Annotated in this window: 13 protein-coding genes and 1 tRNA gene; 8 read left to right on the forward strand and 6 right to left on the reverse strand. The window is 69.2% G+C overall.

Translation table 11 applies throughout. The annotated features are described in order from the left end of the window. Positions 1 to 387 precede the first annotated feature (387 nt). Together eda and edd are read right to left on the reverse strand one after the other, a co-directional pair. Complete coding sequence (gene eda, locus OF380_RS03055; RefSeq protein ID WP_264051168.1) at positions 388 to 1005, reverse strand: bifunctional 4-hydroxy-2-oxoglutarate aldolase/2-dehydro-3-deoxy-phosphogluconate aldolase; 618 nt, start codon at positions 1003 to 1005, stop codon at positions 388 to 390. 45 nt (positions 1006 to 1050) lie between these two features. Continuing rightward, entirely contained in the window at positions 1051 to 2874 is a 1824-nt protein-coding gene (gene edd, locus OF380_RS03060; RefSeq protein WP_264049317.1) for a phosphogluconate dehydratase, read from the reverse strand. A 337-nt stretch (positions 2875 to 3211) separates the two neighbouring features. On the opposite strand from edd, the gene OF380_RS03065 reads away from it, so the two are divergent. Together OF380_RS03065 and OF380_RS03070 are read left to right on the forward strand one after the other, a co-directional pair. Beyond that, complete coding sequence (locus OF380_RS03065; RefSeq protein ID WP_264049318.1) at positions 3212 to 4471, forward strand: GGDEF domain-containing protein; 1260 nt, start codon at positions 3212 to 3214, stop codon at positions 4469 to 4471. A gap of 326 nt (positions 4472 to 4797) precedes the next feature. Beyond that, positions 4798 to 5667 carry a DUF4336 domain-containing protein gene (locus OF380_RS03070; RefSeq protein WP_264049319.1) on the forward strand — a complete coding sequence of 290 codons (870 nt, stop codon included), beginning with the start codon at positions 4798 to 4800 and terminating at the stop codon, positions 5665 to 5667. A 118-nt stretch (positions 5668 to 5785) separates the two neighbouring features. On the opposite strand, the gene OF380_RS03075 is transcribed toward OF380_RS03070, so the two are convergent. From OF380_RS03075 to OF380_RS03085, 3 genes are all read right to left on the reverse strand, one after another. Continuing rightward, a tRNA-Leu gene (locus tag OF380_RS03075) sits at positions 5786 to 5872 on the reverse strand. Positions 5873 to 5909: 37 nt separating this feature from the next. After that, entirely contained in the window at positions 5910 to 7100 is a 1191-nt protein-coding gene (locus tag OF380_RS03080) for an FAD-dependent monooxygenase (RefSeq protein WP_264049320.1), read from the reverse strand. Positions 7101 to 7122: 22 nt separating this feature from the next. Further along, complete coding sequence (locus tag OF380_RS03085) at positions 7123 to 7377, reverse strand: zinc-finger domain-containing protein (protein ID WP_264049321.1); 255 nt, start codon at positions 7375 to 7377, stop codon at positions 7123 to 7125. Positions 7378 to 7600: 223 nt separating this feature from the next. Here OF380_RS03085 and map point away from each other — a divergent pair, with 223 nt between their 5' ends. From map to OF380_RS03115, 6 genes are all read left to right on the forward strand, one after another. Further along, the gene (map, locus tag OF380_RS03090) at positions 7601 to 8431 is read left to right on the forward strand and encodes a type I methionyl aminopeptidase (RefSeq protein WP_264049322.1); all 831 of its coding nucleotides are present in this window, start codon (positions 7601 to 7603) and stop codon (positions 8429 to 8431) included. 76 nt (positions 8432 to 8507) lie between these two features. Beyond that, the gene (gene radC, locus OF380_RS03095) at positions 8508 to 9215 is read left to right on the forward strand and encodes a RadC family protein (RefSeq protein WP_264051169.1); all 708 of its coding nucleotides are present in this window, start codon (positions 8508 to 8510) and stop codon (positions 9213 to 9215) included. Positions 9216 to 9340: 125 nt separating this feature from the next. After that, the gene (locus tag OF380_RS03100) at positions 9341 to 10780 is read left to right on the forward strand and encodes a circularly permuted type 2 ATP-grasp protein (protein WP_264049323.1); all 1440 of its coding nucleotides are present in this window, start codon (positions 9341 to 9343) and stop codon (positions 10778 to 10780) included. 129 nt (positions 10781 to 10909) lie between these two features. Further along, positions 10910 to 11854, forward strand: coding sequence for an alpha-E domain-containing protein (locus OF380_RS03105; RefSeq protein WP_264049324.1), 945 nt, complete (start codon positions 10910 to 10912; stop codon positions 11852 to 11854). A gap of 38 nt (positions 11855 to 11892) precedes the next feature. Next, positions 11893 to 12720, forward strand: coding sequence for a transglutaminase family protein (locus tag OF380_RS03110; RefSeq protein ID WP_264049325.1), 828 nt, complete (start codon positions 11893 to 11895; stop codon positions 12718 to 12720). A 46-nt stretch (positions 12721 to 12766) separates the two neighbouring features. Next, positions 12767 to 13519, forward strand: a complete 753-nt coding sequence (locus OF380_RS03115; protein ID WP_264049326.1) for a peptidase — start codon at positions 12767 to 12769, stop codon at positions 13517 to 13519. Positions 13520 to 13606: 87 nt separating this feature from the next. Here OF380_RS03115 and OF380_RS03120 read toward each other — a convergent pair whose 3' ends face one another. Then, positions 13607 to 14263: a thiamine phosphate synthase gene (locus tag OF380_RS03120; protein ID WP_264049327.1), complete on the reverse strand. Its 657-nt coding sequence runs from the start codon at positions 14261 to 14263 to the stop codon at positions 13607 to 13609. Between the last annotated feature and the right edge of the window lie 31 nt (positions 14264 to 14294).

The following is a 14294-nucleotide window of genomic DNA, read 5'->3' on the forward strand; positions in this document are numbered from 1 at the left end:
CCGTCGCAACGAATCACGCCGCTGCAGGGATGAAAGGGAAGATTGTTTCCCAGGTCGGCGGTCCCGAAGTGCAGGCCAGTTCGTGAATGGTTTCCGTCGAGGTCGGAAACGTCGTCGCTCGTCTCCATCCCCGGGCGATACGAAATCCGCGTGCAACGTGCGTGGGGCGATATGATTCTCGGTCGCCGATACGCTTCGCGCTGACGCGAATAGGTCGGGCCCTCAGTCCCCTGGTGGATCGGGGACGCGGGCGACGCGACGTTGCACGCAGTCGACCAGGACACCGATCCGTAGAACTGTTCGTGAACCGGGTGAATCATCGAGCGACCGGCCGGTGGATGCGTCCCTCCGGCGTCGATGGTGCGGCGCGTCGTCGGCCCGCGCCGATCAGGCAGGCCGGAGGCGATTCGCGGCTTCGGCCGAGCGGCGAATCAGGTCCGGGTCCGGCGTACCCGGGGGGACGACCCAGCTCCCGCCCACGCAGAGCACCGGCTTCAGGGCGAGCCAGTCCGGGGCCGTCGCCTCGGCGATGCCGCCGGTGGGGCAGAATCGGACATGCCCGAAGGGACCCGCCAGGGCCTTCAGCGCCTTGATGCCGCCGGCGGCTTCGGCCGGGAAGAACTTGAAGCGGTCGAGCCCATGGTCGAGCCCGCGCATGATGTCCGCCGCGTTCGCCACGCCCGGCAGGTAGGGAACACCGCGCGCCAGCGCGGCCTTGGTCAGCGGGTCGGTGAGACCGGGGCTGACGATGAAGGTCGCACCGGCCTCCAGGGCGGCATCGAGGTCGCGTTCGTTGAGGACCGTCCCGGCGCCCACCACCGCGCCGTCCACGCGCGCCATGATGCGGATCACGTCGAGGGCGGCCGGGGTGCGCAGGGTCACCTCCAGCGCCGTCAGCCCCCCCGCCACCAGGGCAGCGGCGATGGGCTCGGCCTGGTCGACCGACTCCACCACCAGGACCGGGATGACGGGAACGGAACGCATCAGGGCATCGATGGAGGTCATCATGGAGGTCATGGAATCGCGTCCTTGGCGGGGGTGGAGCGGAATCTAGAGGCCGGCGGCGGCGAGCATGGCCGAGGCGCCCTGCTCCGCGCCGTCGGCGCCGTGGCGCATGAAGGCGAAGAGCTCGCGACCGGTCCCGAAGGCCGGCGGCGGCGCGACGGCCTCCGTGCGGCTCGCCCACTCGGCCGGGTCGACACGGGCCTCCAGCGTCCCGTCCTCCGCACTCAGCCGGACGATGTCGCCATCGCGCAGCCGCGCCAGTGGGCCGCCGCCGAGGGCCTCCGGGCTGAGATGGATCGCAGCCGGCACCTTGCCGGACGCGCCCGACATGCGTCCGTCGGTGACGAGGGCCACGCGAAAGCCCCGGTCCTGCAGCACGCCGAGCTGAGGCGTCAGCTTGTGCAGTTCGGGCATACCGTTGGCCCGCGGCCCCTGGAAGCGCACCACCACGACCACGTCGCGTTCCAGTTCGCCCGCCTTGAACGCAGCCATGACGTCGTCCTGGTCATCGAAGACGCGGGCCGGCGCCTCGATCGTCCAGCGGGAGGGCTCGACCGCGCTGGTCTTGAAGGTGGCGCGGCCGAGATTGCCCGCGACCAGCCGCATGCCGCCATCCGGCTGGAAGGCGTCGGCAGGGCTGCGCAGGATGCTTTCGTCATGCGAGCGTGCGGGGGCATCCTCGAACACGAGTGCGTCGTCGATGAGCTTCGGGTCGCGGGCATGGTCGCGCAGGCGCGTGCCGGCCACGGTGAGGATGTCGTCATGAAGCAGCCCGGCATCGATCAGGCTGGCGATGACGTAGGACATGCCCCCGGCCGCGTGGAAGTGATTCACGTCGCCCGACCCGTTCGGGTAGACCTTGGCGACCTGCGGCACCACCGCCGAGAGCCGGTCGAAATCGGTCCAGTCGAGAACGATGCCCGCCGCCCGCGCGATGGCCGGCAGGTGGATGGCGTGGTTGGTCGAGCCCCCCGTGGCCAGGAGCCCGACCACCGCGTTCACGATCGCCCTTTCGTCGACGCAATGGCCGAGGGGCCGGTAGTCGTTGCCGTCGGCCCCGATCTCGGCGAGGCGGTGCACGGCCGCGCGGGTCACCGCCTGGCGCAGCTTCGTGCCCGGATTGATGAAGGAGGCGCCGGGCATGTGCAGGCCCATCACGTCCATCATCATCTGGTTGGAATTGGCGGTGCCGTAGAAGGTGCAGGTGCCGGCCCCGTGATAGGAGGCGGATTCCGATTCGAGCAGCTCGTCACGCCCCACCTTGCCCTCGGCGTAGAGCTGGCGGATGCGCTGCTTCTCCTTGTTCGCCAGCCCCGAAGGCATCGGCCCGGCCGGGATGAGGACCATCGGCAGGTGCCCGAAGCGCAGGGCCCCGATGAGCAGTCCGGGCACGATCTTGTCGCAGATACCCAGCAGCGCCGCCCCGTCGAACATGCCGTGGCTCAGGGCCACCGCCGTGGAGAGCGCGATGGTGTCGCGGGAGAACAGCGACAGCTCCATGCCGCGCTGGCCTTGCGTGACGCCGTCGCACATCGCCGGCACGCCGCCCGCGACCTGGGCCGTCGCCCCGACCTCGCGGGCGAACAGTTTCATCTGCTCGGGGTAGCGGCCATAGGGCTGATGGGCGGACAGCATGTCGTTGTAGGCGGTGACGATGGCGATGTTCATCGCGCGGCCGGATTTGATCGTCGCCTTGTCCTCGCCGGAGGCCGCGAATCCGTGCGCAAGGTTGCCGCAATTCAGCATCGGACGACGGACGCCGGAATCCCGCTCCCGGGCGATCAGGTCGAGATAGGCTTTCCGGGTCGGACCGGACCGTTCGATGACGCGGGCCGTGACGGCGGCGATGTCCGGGTGAAGCGCGCTCATGGCCAAACTCTCCTCGCATCGGGGCAAAGCCCGCCGCCTCCCGCGATCGGTTGCGAGGACGGGCGTCGCTTCCATCTGAGCACGTCGGCATGCCAACGCACCGTTGCGTGATCTCGCTCCGACCCGTGCGCCGTCAATGGTGCGCGCGTGGATTCCCGGACCGGCCGGGAGCCGTTCGCGGGCCGATCCCCGGCCGGAAACGGCCCGGGGTGATCGCTCCGCGCGACAGAACCGGCTTTTCCGGTTCTTGAGCCGAAAGGTGTCCAATCCATCAGGAAATTTAACGGCCTTCAAGGATAGGATGCACAGCATTGCGCCATCGCTTGCGGTCGATCCCATGCATGATGTGAATCCGAGCCTGATCGAGGCAGCCCGAAGCAGGTCCTGGTATCGCCTGGCGCTTCCCGGCCCCCTCGAGGCCGGGTTCGCCGAGACGGTGCGGATTTCGTCGGGCGCTTATCTCCAGTCCTGGCTCGTCGTCTTCATCCTGTTCAACGTCCTGTCCCTGAAACTGGACTTCGACGTCTTCGGTCCCGAGCGCGTCGTCGTTCCGGCGCTGCTCACCCTCGGCGTCTTCCTGCCGCTCACGATCGCGGCGATCATGGCCCTGCACGGCACACCGACGACGGTCCGCCAAGCGACGGTGGTGACGTCGGTGGCGCTGGTGGACATGGCGATCGTGCTCAACAGCGCGGAGATCGCGCCGCCGAGCCACGCGGACACCTACCGCATCCTGGCCGTGATCGTGCCCCTCGTGGTCGGCATGATCGCACCGCTCTCGTTCCGCCACTGCCTCGTCTTCTGCGGCGCCGCGTTCGTGCTCTATGTCGCGTACGTGACCTGCCTCATGTTGCCGCGCAACGAGCCGACCGGACTGCCGCTGCTGATCGCCAGCCTCGTCCTCGTTCCCCTGAAGCTCGCCTATTCCCGCGAATGGACGCGGAAGGAGACCTTCCTGCTGACCCTGGAGAAGGCGCGCCGGGATGCGGATCTCGCCGAGGCCAACGCGCGCCTCGTCATCCTGTCCGAGACCGATGCACTGACGGGCCTCGCCAACCGGCGCGCCTTCACGGTGGAGCTACAGGCCGGCTGGGCTCTCGCCTGCGCGAACGACGCTTGGTCGGCGGTGGCCCTGATCGACATCGACGCCTTCAAGCGCCTCAACGATACCGCCGGCCACCCGGAGGGCGATCGCTGCCTCCAGCATGTGGCGGGCGTGCTGAAGGCCGCCGCCGAAGCCCAGGGCGCGCATATCGCCCGTTATGGCGGTGAGGAGTTCATCGTCCGCATGCCCCGGGCGGAGCCGGAGACGGCCTGGGCCCTCGCCGAGAGCCTGCGGGTCGCGGTCGCCCGAATGGCCTACCCGCATCCGGGGTTGGGCGAGACCGCGTCGGTGACGATCAGCGTGGGCGTCACCGCCGCGCATGGCAGCCTCGGGGCCCTCGGCGTCAGCGCCGGCGATCTCCTCAAATCCGCCGACGATGCGCTCTACCGCGCCAAGCGCGCCGGGCGGAACCGTGTCGAAGCCGCCTTGCTGGCGCCGGCGCCCGCCAATTCCGACGACCTCGCCGCCCCCGCCACGCACGAGATCGGGTGACGGGCGATCTCGGTGATGACCGCCCGAGTAGACGGACGCCCGGGGATGATCGCACCGGCCGTGCGTCCCGGGGCTTCCGTGCGCCGCATCACGCTTTGCGCGGAACCTGAAATCGAACCGGCTTTAAACGGCGTTCGATAGCCCTGCGCTCCGACGGTGCGTGGAGACCCCCCCAATCACCAGAAAGGCAGCGCGCCCAGACCGCAGAAGGGAGGCCGCTGTGGCGGTGATGGTCTGGATCATAGGCAGGCCGTCATCGAGCGATGGACCTGAAGGCCCCCGGCGCTGGTTTCCCAGGGCAGACCACCTTCCGGGAGCCCAGCGACTTGGCGCACGACCTCAGCTATCCGCCCCTGAACGTCCCGAAACAGGTCGCCGACGGCGTCTGGATCGTGGACGCGGCCCCCGTCCACGCGGGCGGGATACCCCTGCCGATACGCATGACGGTGCTGCGACTGGCCGGCGGCGAGTTGCTCCTGCACTCCCCCATTCCGTACCGCCCCGAGCTTCAGCACGCCTTGGAAAGGCTCGGACGCATCGGGCATCTCGTTGCCCCGAGCGTCGGTCACTGGATGTTCCTGAAGGACTGGCAGGCGGCCTGCCCCAATGCCATCACCTGGGCCGTACCGGGGCTCGAGGACCGTGGGCAGGTTCGCCGCTCCGGTGTTCGGATCGATGCGGAGCTCGGAGACAGGTCGCCACGGGTCTGGGCGAACGAGATCGATCAGGTGCTGATCGCCGGACCGGTGTTCAAGGAGGTCGCCCTCTATCACCGCGCGACCGGTTCGCTCCTCCTCACGGACCTCATCATCAATCTGGAGGCCGACCTTCTCCCCGTGCTCATCCGGCCGCTAGCCCGGGTGCTGGGGATCGTTGCGCCGGACGGCAAGGCACCGCTCTACCTCAGGCTCCTGCTGCGGACGAACCGTCGCGCGGTGGCTGACGCGGCGCGACGGCTCGTGGCGTTCGAGCCCGAACGGGTCATCTTCACCCACGGTCACTGGTTCGAGCGCAACGCCACCGAGGAACTGCGTCGTTCGCTGAGATGGCTTCTCGGCAGCAGCGCGGTTGGCCGGGACGGGCTGCCGCCGTCCCGACAGAAGCGCGGTTCCCCGCCGACCTCGACGATTGTGGCTGGAGTGGCCCTTCTAGGGGTGGTCGCCCTACTCCTCGGCAGGCGAAGGAAGCGGCGCTGAGACGCGGCTCAGGGGCCGGCGACGGTCGCGTGGTTCAGGCTTTCGGGCAAAGCGGGGCACGCCGAACAACGTCCCGCTGCCAGCAACTCGCTGGCACCGTTCAAAATTTATGAGGAATTGGTGCGGACGGCGGGACTCGAACCCGCACAGCCTTACAGCCGCAAGATTTTAAGTCTCGTGCGTCTACCGGTTTCGCCACGTCCGCATGCCGGGACCAGCGGTAGCGGGGCCCGCCGGGGAGATCAAGGCGTCCATCCGTAGAGCCAGGCGTAGCGGCGATTCAGGCCCTCCGGCCCGAGGCGGCGCATCACCGCGTTGCGGATCGGCCCGACCAGGGCACCGGCATGATAGGTTCGGCCGTTGGCGCGAGCGGCCTTGCGCACCCAACGGGCGCGGGCCGACCGGGCGACGGCGTATTGTAGGAGCGCCGCGGACAGATCCTGGGACGCCCCCGCGGGTCCGATGAGCTTGGTGAGCACGGCGGCATCCTCGATGGCGAGGGCGGCGCCCTGCGCCAGGAAGGGCAGGATCGGATGCGCGGCGTCGCCCATGAGGGCCAGCCGCCCGCCCGCCATCGGTCGCGCCGCCGGCCGATCCTCGAGGGACCAGACCAGCCAGGAATCGGGGATCGCGAGCAGGCTCGCGAGTGGCGGGGCCGCGTCACGGAACCGGGCTCGCAGGATGGCAGGTTCGCCGAGTTGGCCCCAGCCCTCGCTGCCCGTCCGCTCGGGAACTACCGCGACGACGTTGACGTGCTGACCGCCGCGGATGGGGTAATGCACGACGTGACGCCCGGCTCCGAGCCAGAGGCCGGTGCTCTCCGCGTCGAGTTCCGGCGGCAGCGCATCCCGAGGCACGATGGCCCGCCACGCCGCAGCCCGGCAGGAGCGCAGGTCCTGGCTGTCGAGGTGGCCGCGCAGGCGCGAGCGCACGCCGTCCGCAGCGATGACGAGGTCGGCCGCGAAGGTCTCGGCACGGGCGCCGCTGCCGCTTTCCAGGGTGAGGTCGGCCCCGTCCGGCCGCTCGGCATAGCCGGTGACGTCACGGCCCACGAGCAGCCGGATCTTCGGACGGCCCCGCACCGCGTCGAGCAGCAGGGTCTGCAGGTCGGCCCGGTGGATGACGTAGTAGGGCGCGCCGAAGGTGTCCCGATGGCTCGCCCCCAGCGCGACGCCGCCGATCGGCTCCCCGCCCCGAAGCGACCGCACCACGACCTGGGGCGGCTCGCTCGCCGCCCTGCGGAGCGCCGCACCGAGGCCCAGGCCGATCAGCACCCGGCTGGCGTTCGGCGAGAGCTGGATGCCCGCCCCGACCTCGCTGAAACCGGTCCGTCGCTCGATCAGCGCCACGGTATGCCCGGCGCCGTCGAGGGCGAGCGCGGCCGTCAGACCGCCGATCCCGGCGCCCACGATGGCGATGTTCAGTCCCGACATCGGGCTGATCCCGTCCGGCGCGTCAGGCGGCGGCCGAGACCCGGTCGTCCCAGACGCAGGTAGCCGGGTCGGCAGTGCCGGCGGCCAGGGTCGGCCGATAGCGGAACAGGGTCGAGCAGTACTGGCAGATCGTCTCGGTCTCGGTGCCCATGTCGAGGAAGATGTGCGGATGGTCGAAGGGGGGCTTGGCCCCGATGCACATGAACTCCTTCGAACCGACATGAATCACGGCCACGCCGGGTTCGTTGTGGAAATGCGGCACCGCCTTGTCAGCCATCGCCTCGTCCTGCCTGCCGGCCCGGTGGGACATGTCGCGTCCGCCCCGGGCACCGTGTGTGTAAGGGTCTGCCCGCCCCCGTCTCTATCCGCTCGCTCGCCATACGCCTAGTGCAATGCGGGCGGGCCGCCGGTGGGCGGCGGGTCCGCGAGGGTTGGCCTCGCGCACGCGCCACCGTACATATGGTGCGACCCGATCCGGCATCCGCACGAAACCGTCATCCATGACCCAGAACGAACAGGCCGTCTCCGAGAGCGGACGCCGCTCGCCCCAGCCGCCGCTCCACGGCCCGGAGGGATTCGAAGGCATGCGCCGGGCGGGCCGGCTGACGGCGGAGGCCCTCGACGTGCTGATGGAGGCGACGGCCCCCGGCGTCACCACGGAGCAACTCGACAAGCTGGCCTACACCTTCGCCATGGACAACGGCGCCTATCCGGCCTCGCTGCTCTACCGCGGCTATCCGAAGTCGATCTGCACCTCCATCAACCACGTGGTCTGCCACGGCATCCCCAACGACAAACCCCTGCGCGAGGGCGACATCGTCAACCTCGACATTTGCCTCATCCTCGATGGATGGCACGGGGATTCGAGCCGCATGGCCTATGTCGGCGAGGTTCAGCGCAAGGCCGAGCGCCTCTGCGAGATCACGCACGAATGCCTCATGCGGGGCATCGCGGCGATCAAGCCGGGCGGATCGACCACCGATATCGGCCGGGCGATCCAGGCCTACGCGGAGGCCGAGCGCTGCTCGGTGGTGCGCGATTTCTGCGGCCACGGCCTCGGGCGCACCTATCACGACGCCCCCACGATCCTGCACTACGTCGAGCCGAGCTACGACGTGAAGTTCCAGCCCGGGCAGTTCTTCACGGTGGAGCCGATGATCAATCTCGGGCGCCCGGCCGTGAAGGTGCTTTCCGACGGCTGGACGGCGGTGACGCGCGACCGCTCGCTCTCGGCCCAATTCGAGCACACCGTCGCGGTGACGGAGACGGGCGTGGAGATCTTCACCCTTTCGCCGAAGGGCCTGCACCAGCCGGTCCCCACGGCCGCCTGACGGCCAGCCCGTGAGCGCCCGGCCCCCGCCCCGACCCGACGCCTCGGGGGACGACCCGGGCAAGTCGAAACCGGGCATGTCGAACCCGGGCAAGCCGAAACCGGGCGAGTCCGAGCCGCATTATCTCGGCCATCGCGACCGACTGCGCGCCCGCTTCGCGCAGGCCGGCGCCGACGCGCTCCCGGATTACGAACTCCTCGAACTCGCCCTGTTCCGCGCCATACCGCGCCGGGACGTGAAGCCCCTGGCCAAGGCGCTGATCCGGCGCTTCGGCAGCTTTGCCGAGGTGATCAGCGCCGAGCCCGCGCGACTTGCTGAAATCGAAGGCATCGGGGCCGGAATCATCGCCGATCTCAAGCTCATCGAAGCGGCAGGCCACCGGCTGGCGCGAGGCGCGATCGCCGAGCGGCCGCTGCTGTCGTCCTGGGCCGCCGTCCTCGAATATTGCCGCGCCACCATGGCCTTCGCGCCCCGCGAGCAGTTCCGGGTCCTGTTCCTCGACCGGCGCAACCACCTCATCGCCGACGAAGTCCAAGGCCGCGGCACGGTGGACCACACGCCCGTCTATCCCCGCGAGGTGGCGCGCCGGGCGTTGGAACTCTCGGCCACGGCGATCCTCCTCGCGCACAACCACCCGTCCGGCGACCCGACCCCCTCGGCCGCCGACATCCGCATGACCCGTGAGATCATCGGCGTGCTCGATCCCCTGGGCATCGTGGTCCACGATCACATCATCCTCGGCCGGGAGGGGCACGCCAGCTTCAAGGGCTTGAAGTTGATTTGAACGTGCTACGTTGCACGTCAGAGAGGTAGGCGAAGACCCCGACGACGGGCCGCTGGCGCGCCTCTTGCCTAGCTGACGTGCTAGGTTTCTTGCCTGGGTGGTGGCGTTTCAAGGGAGAGGCGCGAATGGCGCTCGCTGCATTCGACGAGATGACCGGGCTGCCCGATGGGGCGCTGAGCGACCCCGCCGTGCGTGAAGCCTACAACAGCCTCAAGACCTGGCTCGACACGACGCCGCCGGAGCATTTCAACACCCGCCGCAGCCAGGCGGAGATGCTGTTCCGCCGCATCGGCATCACCTTCGCGGTCTACGGCGCCAACGAATCCACCGAGCGCCTGATCCCGTTCGACATCATCCCCCGCGTCATCACCAAACCGGAATGGGGCTTCCTGGAGCGCGGGCTGAAGCAGCGCGTCACCGCGATCAACGCCTTCCTGAAGGACATCTACGGCGCCCAGGAATGCATCAAGGCCGGCATCATCCCGGCCGACCTCGTCTACCGCAACCCGCATTACCGCATGGAGATGCGCGCCTTCCGGGTCCCGCACGACCTCTACGTCCACATCGCGGGCATCGACATCGTGCGCACCGGCGAGAACGACTTCTTCGTGCTGGAGGACAATGCCCGGACCCCGTCCGGCGTGTCCTACATGCTGGAGAACCGCGAGGTGATGCTGCGGCTGTTCCCGGAGCTGTTCTCGCGGCACCGGGTGGCCCCCGTGGAGAATTATCCGGACGCGCTGCTGGCGACCCTGCGGAGCTTGGCGCCCTCCACCGCGACCCGCGACCCCACCGTCGCCCTGCTGACCCCCGGCCGCTACAACTCGGCGTTCTACGAGCACTCGTTCCTGGCGGACAAGCTCGGCGTCGACCTCGTGGAGGCGTCCGACCTCTTCACCAAGGACGACGTCGTCTACATGCGCACCACGGAGGGCCCGCGCCGGGTCGACGTGCTGTATCGCCGCCTCGATGACGACTTCCTCGATCCGCTGGTGTTCCGTCCGGATTCTGTGCTCGGCGTGCCCGGCATCATGAACGCCTACGAGCGCGGGACCGTGACGCTCGCGAACGCGGTGGGCACCGGCATCGCCGACGACAAGGCGGTCTACAGCTACATGCCGGAGATCGTGCGGTTCTTCACCGGCGAAGAGCCGATCCTGCACAACGTGCCGACCTATCGTTGCCGCGAGAAGGAGGCCTTCGCCTACGTCATGGACAACCTCGCCGAGCTCGTGGTGAAGGAGGTCAACGGCTCGGGCGGCTACGGCATGCTGGTGGGCCCGCATGCCACCAAGCGCGAGATCGAGGAGTTCGGGCGCAAGCTCAAGCATGCCCCCGACGGTTTCATCGCCCAGCCGACCCTGGCGCTCTCGACCTGCCCGACCTTCGTCGCCTCCGGAGTCGCGCCCCGGCACGTGGACCTGCGCCCCTTCGTGCTCTGCGGCTCGGACGAGATCCGAATCGTGCCCGGCGGCCTGACGCGCGTGGCCCTGAAGGAGGGATCCCTGGTCGTGAATTCGAGCCAGGGCGGCGGCACCAAGGACACCTGGGTCCTCGACGCCTGAGACAATCCGGGCTCCCCGCCACGGCGTTCCGTGCCGGGGGCCTTCCCAATCGATTGCCGCCACCGGCATAGTCCCTTCAGCCCAGCGGTCGCAGCGCCCCGCGCCCGGCCGGCGTCTCAACGGAACCCCATGCTGTCCCGGACCGCAGACAACCTGTACTGGCTCTCGCGCTATGCCGAGCGGGCGGAGTTCGTCGCCCGCATTCTCGATGCGGCGCTGCGGCTGGCCGCCCTGCCCTCCAGCTACGGCGGCGGCGAGACCAACGAGTGGGCCTCGGCGCTGGCCTCGGCCGGCGATCCGGAGGTGTTCAAGCCCCTCTACGACAGCGTGACGGAAGCCACCGTCTGCGACTTCCTCGCCTTCAGCCCCCACAATCCGTCCTCGATCCGCTCCTGCATCGAGACCGCCCGCGAGAACGCCCGCAGCGTGCGCACGGCGCTCACAACCGAGATGTGGGACGCGATCAACGGGGCCTGGCTCGAACTGCGCAACTACGAGGGCCGGGACCTCAACCGCGACGAATTCACCCGATTCCTCGACTGGGTGAAGGGCGTCTCGCTCGCCTTCGACGGCTCGGCCTATCGGACGATGCTGCGCAACGATGCCTATTGGTTCACCCGACTCGGCACCGCGATCGAGCGGGCCGACAACACCGCCCGCATCCTCGACGTGAAATACCGCATCCTGCTGCCGGCCTCGGAGAAGATCGGCGGCAGCCTCGACTACTTCCAGTGGACCACGATCCTGCGCGAGGTCTCGGCCTTCAACGCCTATCACTGGGTCTACCGGGAGAGCGTGAAGCCGCTGCTGGTGGCCGACCTGCTCATCCTCAACCGGCAGATGCCGCGCTCCTTCACCAACTGCTACGGCATGCTGGTGGAGCATCTGGACCTGATCGCCGATGCCTATGGACGGCGCGGCGCGAGCCAGCGGCTGGCGAGCAACACGCTGGCACGACTCGAGGGCGAGAACATCAACCGCATCTTCTCCTCCGGACTCCACGAGTTCGTGACGGAGTTCATCGCCGAGAACAATCGACTCGGCGCCGCGGTCATCGAGCAATATCTGGTATAGAGCCGGCCCCAAATCCGAGGCCGCGCAAAGGTCGCCGCATGCGAATTCGCGTCTTTCACGAGACCAATTACACCTACGAGCAGCCGGCCCGGGGCTTGATCCAGGTCCTGCGCATGCGCCCGCGCGACCATGACGGCCAGTATGTCCGGCGCTGGCGCATCGAGCCCTCGGTCGACGGGCGCGTCAGCGAGCGCGAAGACGGATTCGGCAACGTGGTGCACTGGTTCACCGCCGACGAGCCGGCCGAAGCCCTCTCGATCCGCGTGACCGGAGAGGTCGACACGATCGAGATGCACGGCATCGTGCGCGGCACGGTCGAGCGCGTGCCCGACGTGTTCTACCTGCGCGATTCCGACCTCGCCCTCGCAAATGACGGGATCCAGGCCTTCGCCCGCGAGGTCGCGGAGGCCGGGGATCCGGCCCCGCTGCCGATCCTGCATCGGTTGCTCGCTGCGGTCCACGCGCGCGTCGCCTTCGTTCCGGGGCCGGCCAGCGCCAGCACCAACGCGGCCCAGGCCTTCGCGCAAGAGAAGGGGGTCTGCCAGGACGTCACCCACCTGTTCATCGCCGCGGCGCGCCACCTCGAAATCCCCGCCCGCTACATCTCGGGCTACTTCCATCATTCCGACGGCGAGACCGATCAGGGCTCGGGCCATGCCTGGGCTGAAGCCCTCGTGCCGGGGCTCGGCTGGGTCGGCTTTGATGCGGCCAACGGGATCGCCACCACCGAGGCCCATATCCGCGTCGCGGTCGCCCTCGACTATCTCGGTGCGGCGCCGATTCGCGGCAGCCGCATGGGTGGCGGCACCGAAACCCTGGACGTGACGCTTCGCGTAGAGCAGGCACAGGCGAACGTTCAGTCCTGATCGCGCTCGTGCGCGCGAGGGACCCAAGCCCCGGAAAGACCGAGCCATGACCTATTGTGTCGGCGTCCTCGTGGAAGAGGGCCTTGTGATGATCGCCGACACCCGGACCAATGCCGGGCTCGACGACATCTCGACCTATCGCAAGCTGCACCACTTCAACGTGCCCGGCGAACGGGTGATGATGCTGGCCTCGGCAGGCAACCTCTCGATCACCCAATCGGTCCTCAGCCTTCTCGCCGAGGGTGTCGAAGGCGATGCCGGCGAGCCGAAGATGAAGCTCGTCGAGGCGCCGACGATGTTCCAGGCGGCCCAGCTCGTGGGCCGCGCCATCCGCAGGGTGCGTGAGATCGAGAAAGCCGGCTTCGAGGCCGCCAACCTGCGCTTCTCCGTCTCCCTCCTGTTCGGCGGGCAGATCGGAACGGATCCGATGAAGCTCTACCTGATCTACGCGGCCGGCAACTTCATCGAGTGCAGCGGCGACGCGCCGTTCCTGCAGATCGGCGAGCACAAGTACGGCAAGCCGATCCTCGACCGGGCGGTGAAGTACGAGACCGAGCTCTACGACGCCCTGAAGGTCGGGCTGGTCTCGATGGATTCGACCATGCGCTCGAATCTCGGCGTCGGGCTGCCGATCGACATCGCGGTCGCGCGCCGCAACGCCCTGGACCTCGAGGTGAACCATCGCATCGAGGCCGGCGAGAGCTACTTCCACGACCTTCGTGAGCGCTGGTCGGCGGCCCTGCGCGCGGCCCACCGGGCGATTCCGCGCCCGCCCTACGGGCCGGCCGCGGCGAAGTAGTCGGGCCACCCTGCGTCCGACGCGGGCGGCTCGTTTCACCGGGGACAGCGTGAAGGGGGCCGGCCCGTCAGGGGAGCGGCGCTCGGGTCACGGACGATCCGGCGTGCCGCTCGCGATGTCGAGGAAGATCCGCGCCTGCTCCACGCGATTCGAGCCGCGCATCAGCGGTCCCATGACCGCCACACCCGCCGCCCCCGCCGTATGGCAACCCGGCGCTCGCTCGGTGGTGATGCCACCGAGGGCGATGACGGGCAGGCCGGAGGCGGCCGCTCGCGTCAGCGCCGCCACGCCCAGGGCTGGACCGTAGCCCGGCTTGCTCGCACTCGGAAAGATCGGGCTCACGGTGGCGTAGTCGACCCCGGCTCGAGCCGCCGCCTCGACCTCCGGCACGGAATGCGCCGAGACGCCGACGAGCCCGTTCGGCAGGAGCCCCCGCGCCCGGGCGAAGTCGCTCGGCGTGGAGCCGCCCGGGAGGTGCACGCCCTGCGCCTCGAGGGCCGCCGCCAGGGCCGCATCGCCCCCGACGGTCAGCGTGCCGCGGTGCACCCGCACGCGCTCGGCGACCCTGCGGCCGAGGACAAGGCGCGCATCGGGTTCGAGGTCGCGCTCGCGAAACCAGACCCAGCGGATCCCGGCCGCCAAGAGCCGGTCGAGGGTTTCGAGGAGTTGGCGCGCGGCAATCTCCGGGTCGTCGGTGGCCGATCGCTCGGTGACGACGAGCAGCCGCGCGGGCAGCGCCTTCATGCCGACGCGATCCACCCGCTTCGTGCCGGCC

It is taken from the genome of Methylobacterium sp. FF17 (assembly GCF_025813715.1).
Taxonomy (GTDB): Bacteria; Pseudomonadota; Alphaproteobacteria; order Rhizobiales; family Beijerinckiaceae; genus Methylobacterium; species Methylobacterium flocculans.

What these genes read in the sequence shown, in the direction of transcription:
- OF380_RS03100 (WP_264049323.1), top strand. Translation starts at nt 9,341, where the DNA reads ATGGCGCTCGCTGCATTCGACGAGATGACCGGGCTGCCCGATGGGGCG.
- OF380_RS03080 (WP_264049320.1), bottom strand. Translation starts at nt 7,100, where the DNA reads ATGTCGGGACTGAACATCGCCATCGTGGGCGCCGGGATCGGCGGTCTG.
- map (WP_264049322.1), top strand. Translation starts at nt 7,601, where the DNA reads ATGACCCAGAACGAACAGGCCGTCTCCGAGAGCGGACGCCGCTCGCCC.
- OF380_RS03120 (WP_264049327.1), bottom strand. Translation starts at nt 14,263, where the DNA reads ATGAAGGCGCTGCCCGCGCGGCTGCTCGTCGTCACCGAGCGATCGGCC.
- OF380_RS03065 (WP_264049318.1), top strand. Translation starts at nt 3,212, where the DNA reads ATGCATGATGTGAATCCGAGCCTGATCGAGGCAGCCCGAAGCAGGTCC.
- radC (WP_264051169.1), top strand. Translation starts at nt 8,508, where the DNA reads ATGTCGAACCCGGGCAAGCCGAAACCGGGCGAGTCCGAGCCGCATTAT.
- edd (WP_264049317.1), bottom strand. Translation starts at nt 2,874, where the DNA reads ATGAGCGCGCTTCACCCGGACATCGCCGCCGTCACGGCCCGCGTCATC.
- OF380_RS03115 (WP_264049326.1), top strand. Translation starts at nt 12,767, where the DNA reads ATGACCTATTGTGTCGGCGTCCTCGTGGAAGAGGGCCTTGTGATGATC.
- OF380_RS03105 (WP_264049324.1), top strand. Translation starts at nt 10,910, where the DNA reads ATGCTGTCCCGGACCGCAGACAACCTGTACTGGCTCTCGCGCTATGCC.
- OF380_RS03110 (WP_264049325.1), top strand. Translation starts at nt 11,893, where the DNA reads ATGCGAATTCGCGTCTTTCACGAGACCAATTACACCTACGAGCAGCCG.
- eda (WP_264051168.1), bottom strand. Translation starts at nt 1,005, where the DNA reads ATGACCTCCATCGATGCCCTGATGCGTTCCGTTCCCGTCATCCCGGTC.
- OF380_RS03085 (WP_264049321.1), bottom strand. Translation starts at nt 7,377, where the DNA reads ATGGCTGACAAGGCGGTGCCGCATTTCCACAACGAACCCGGCGTGGCC.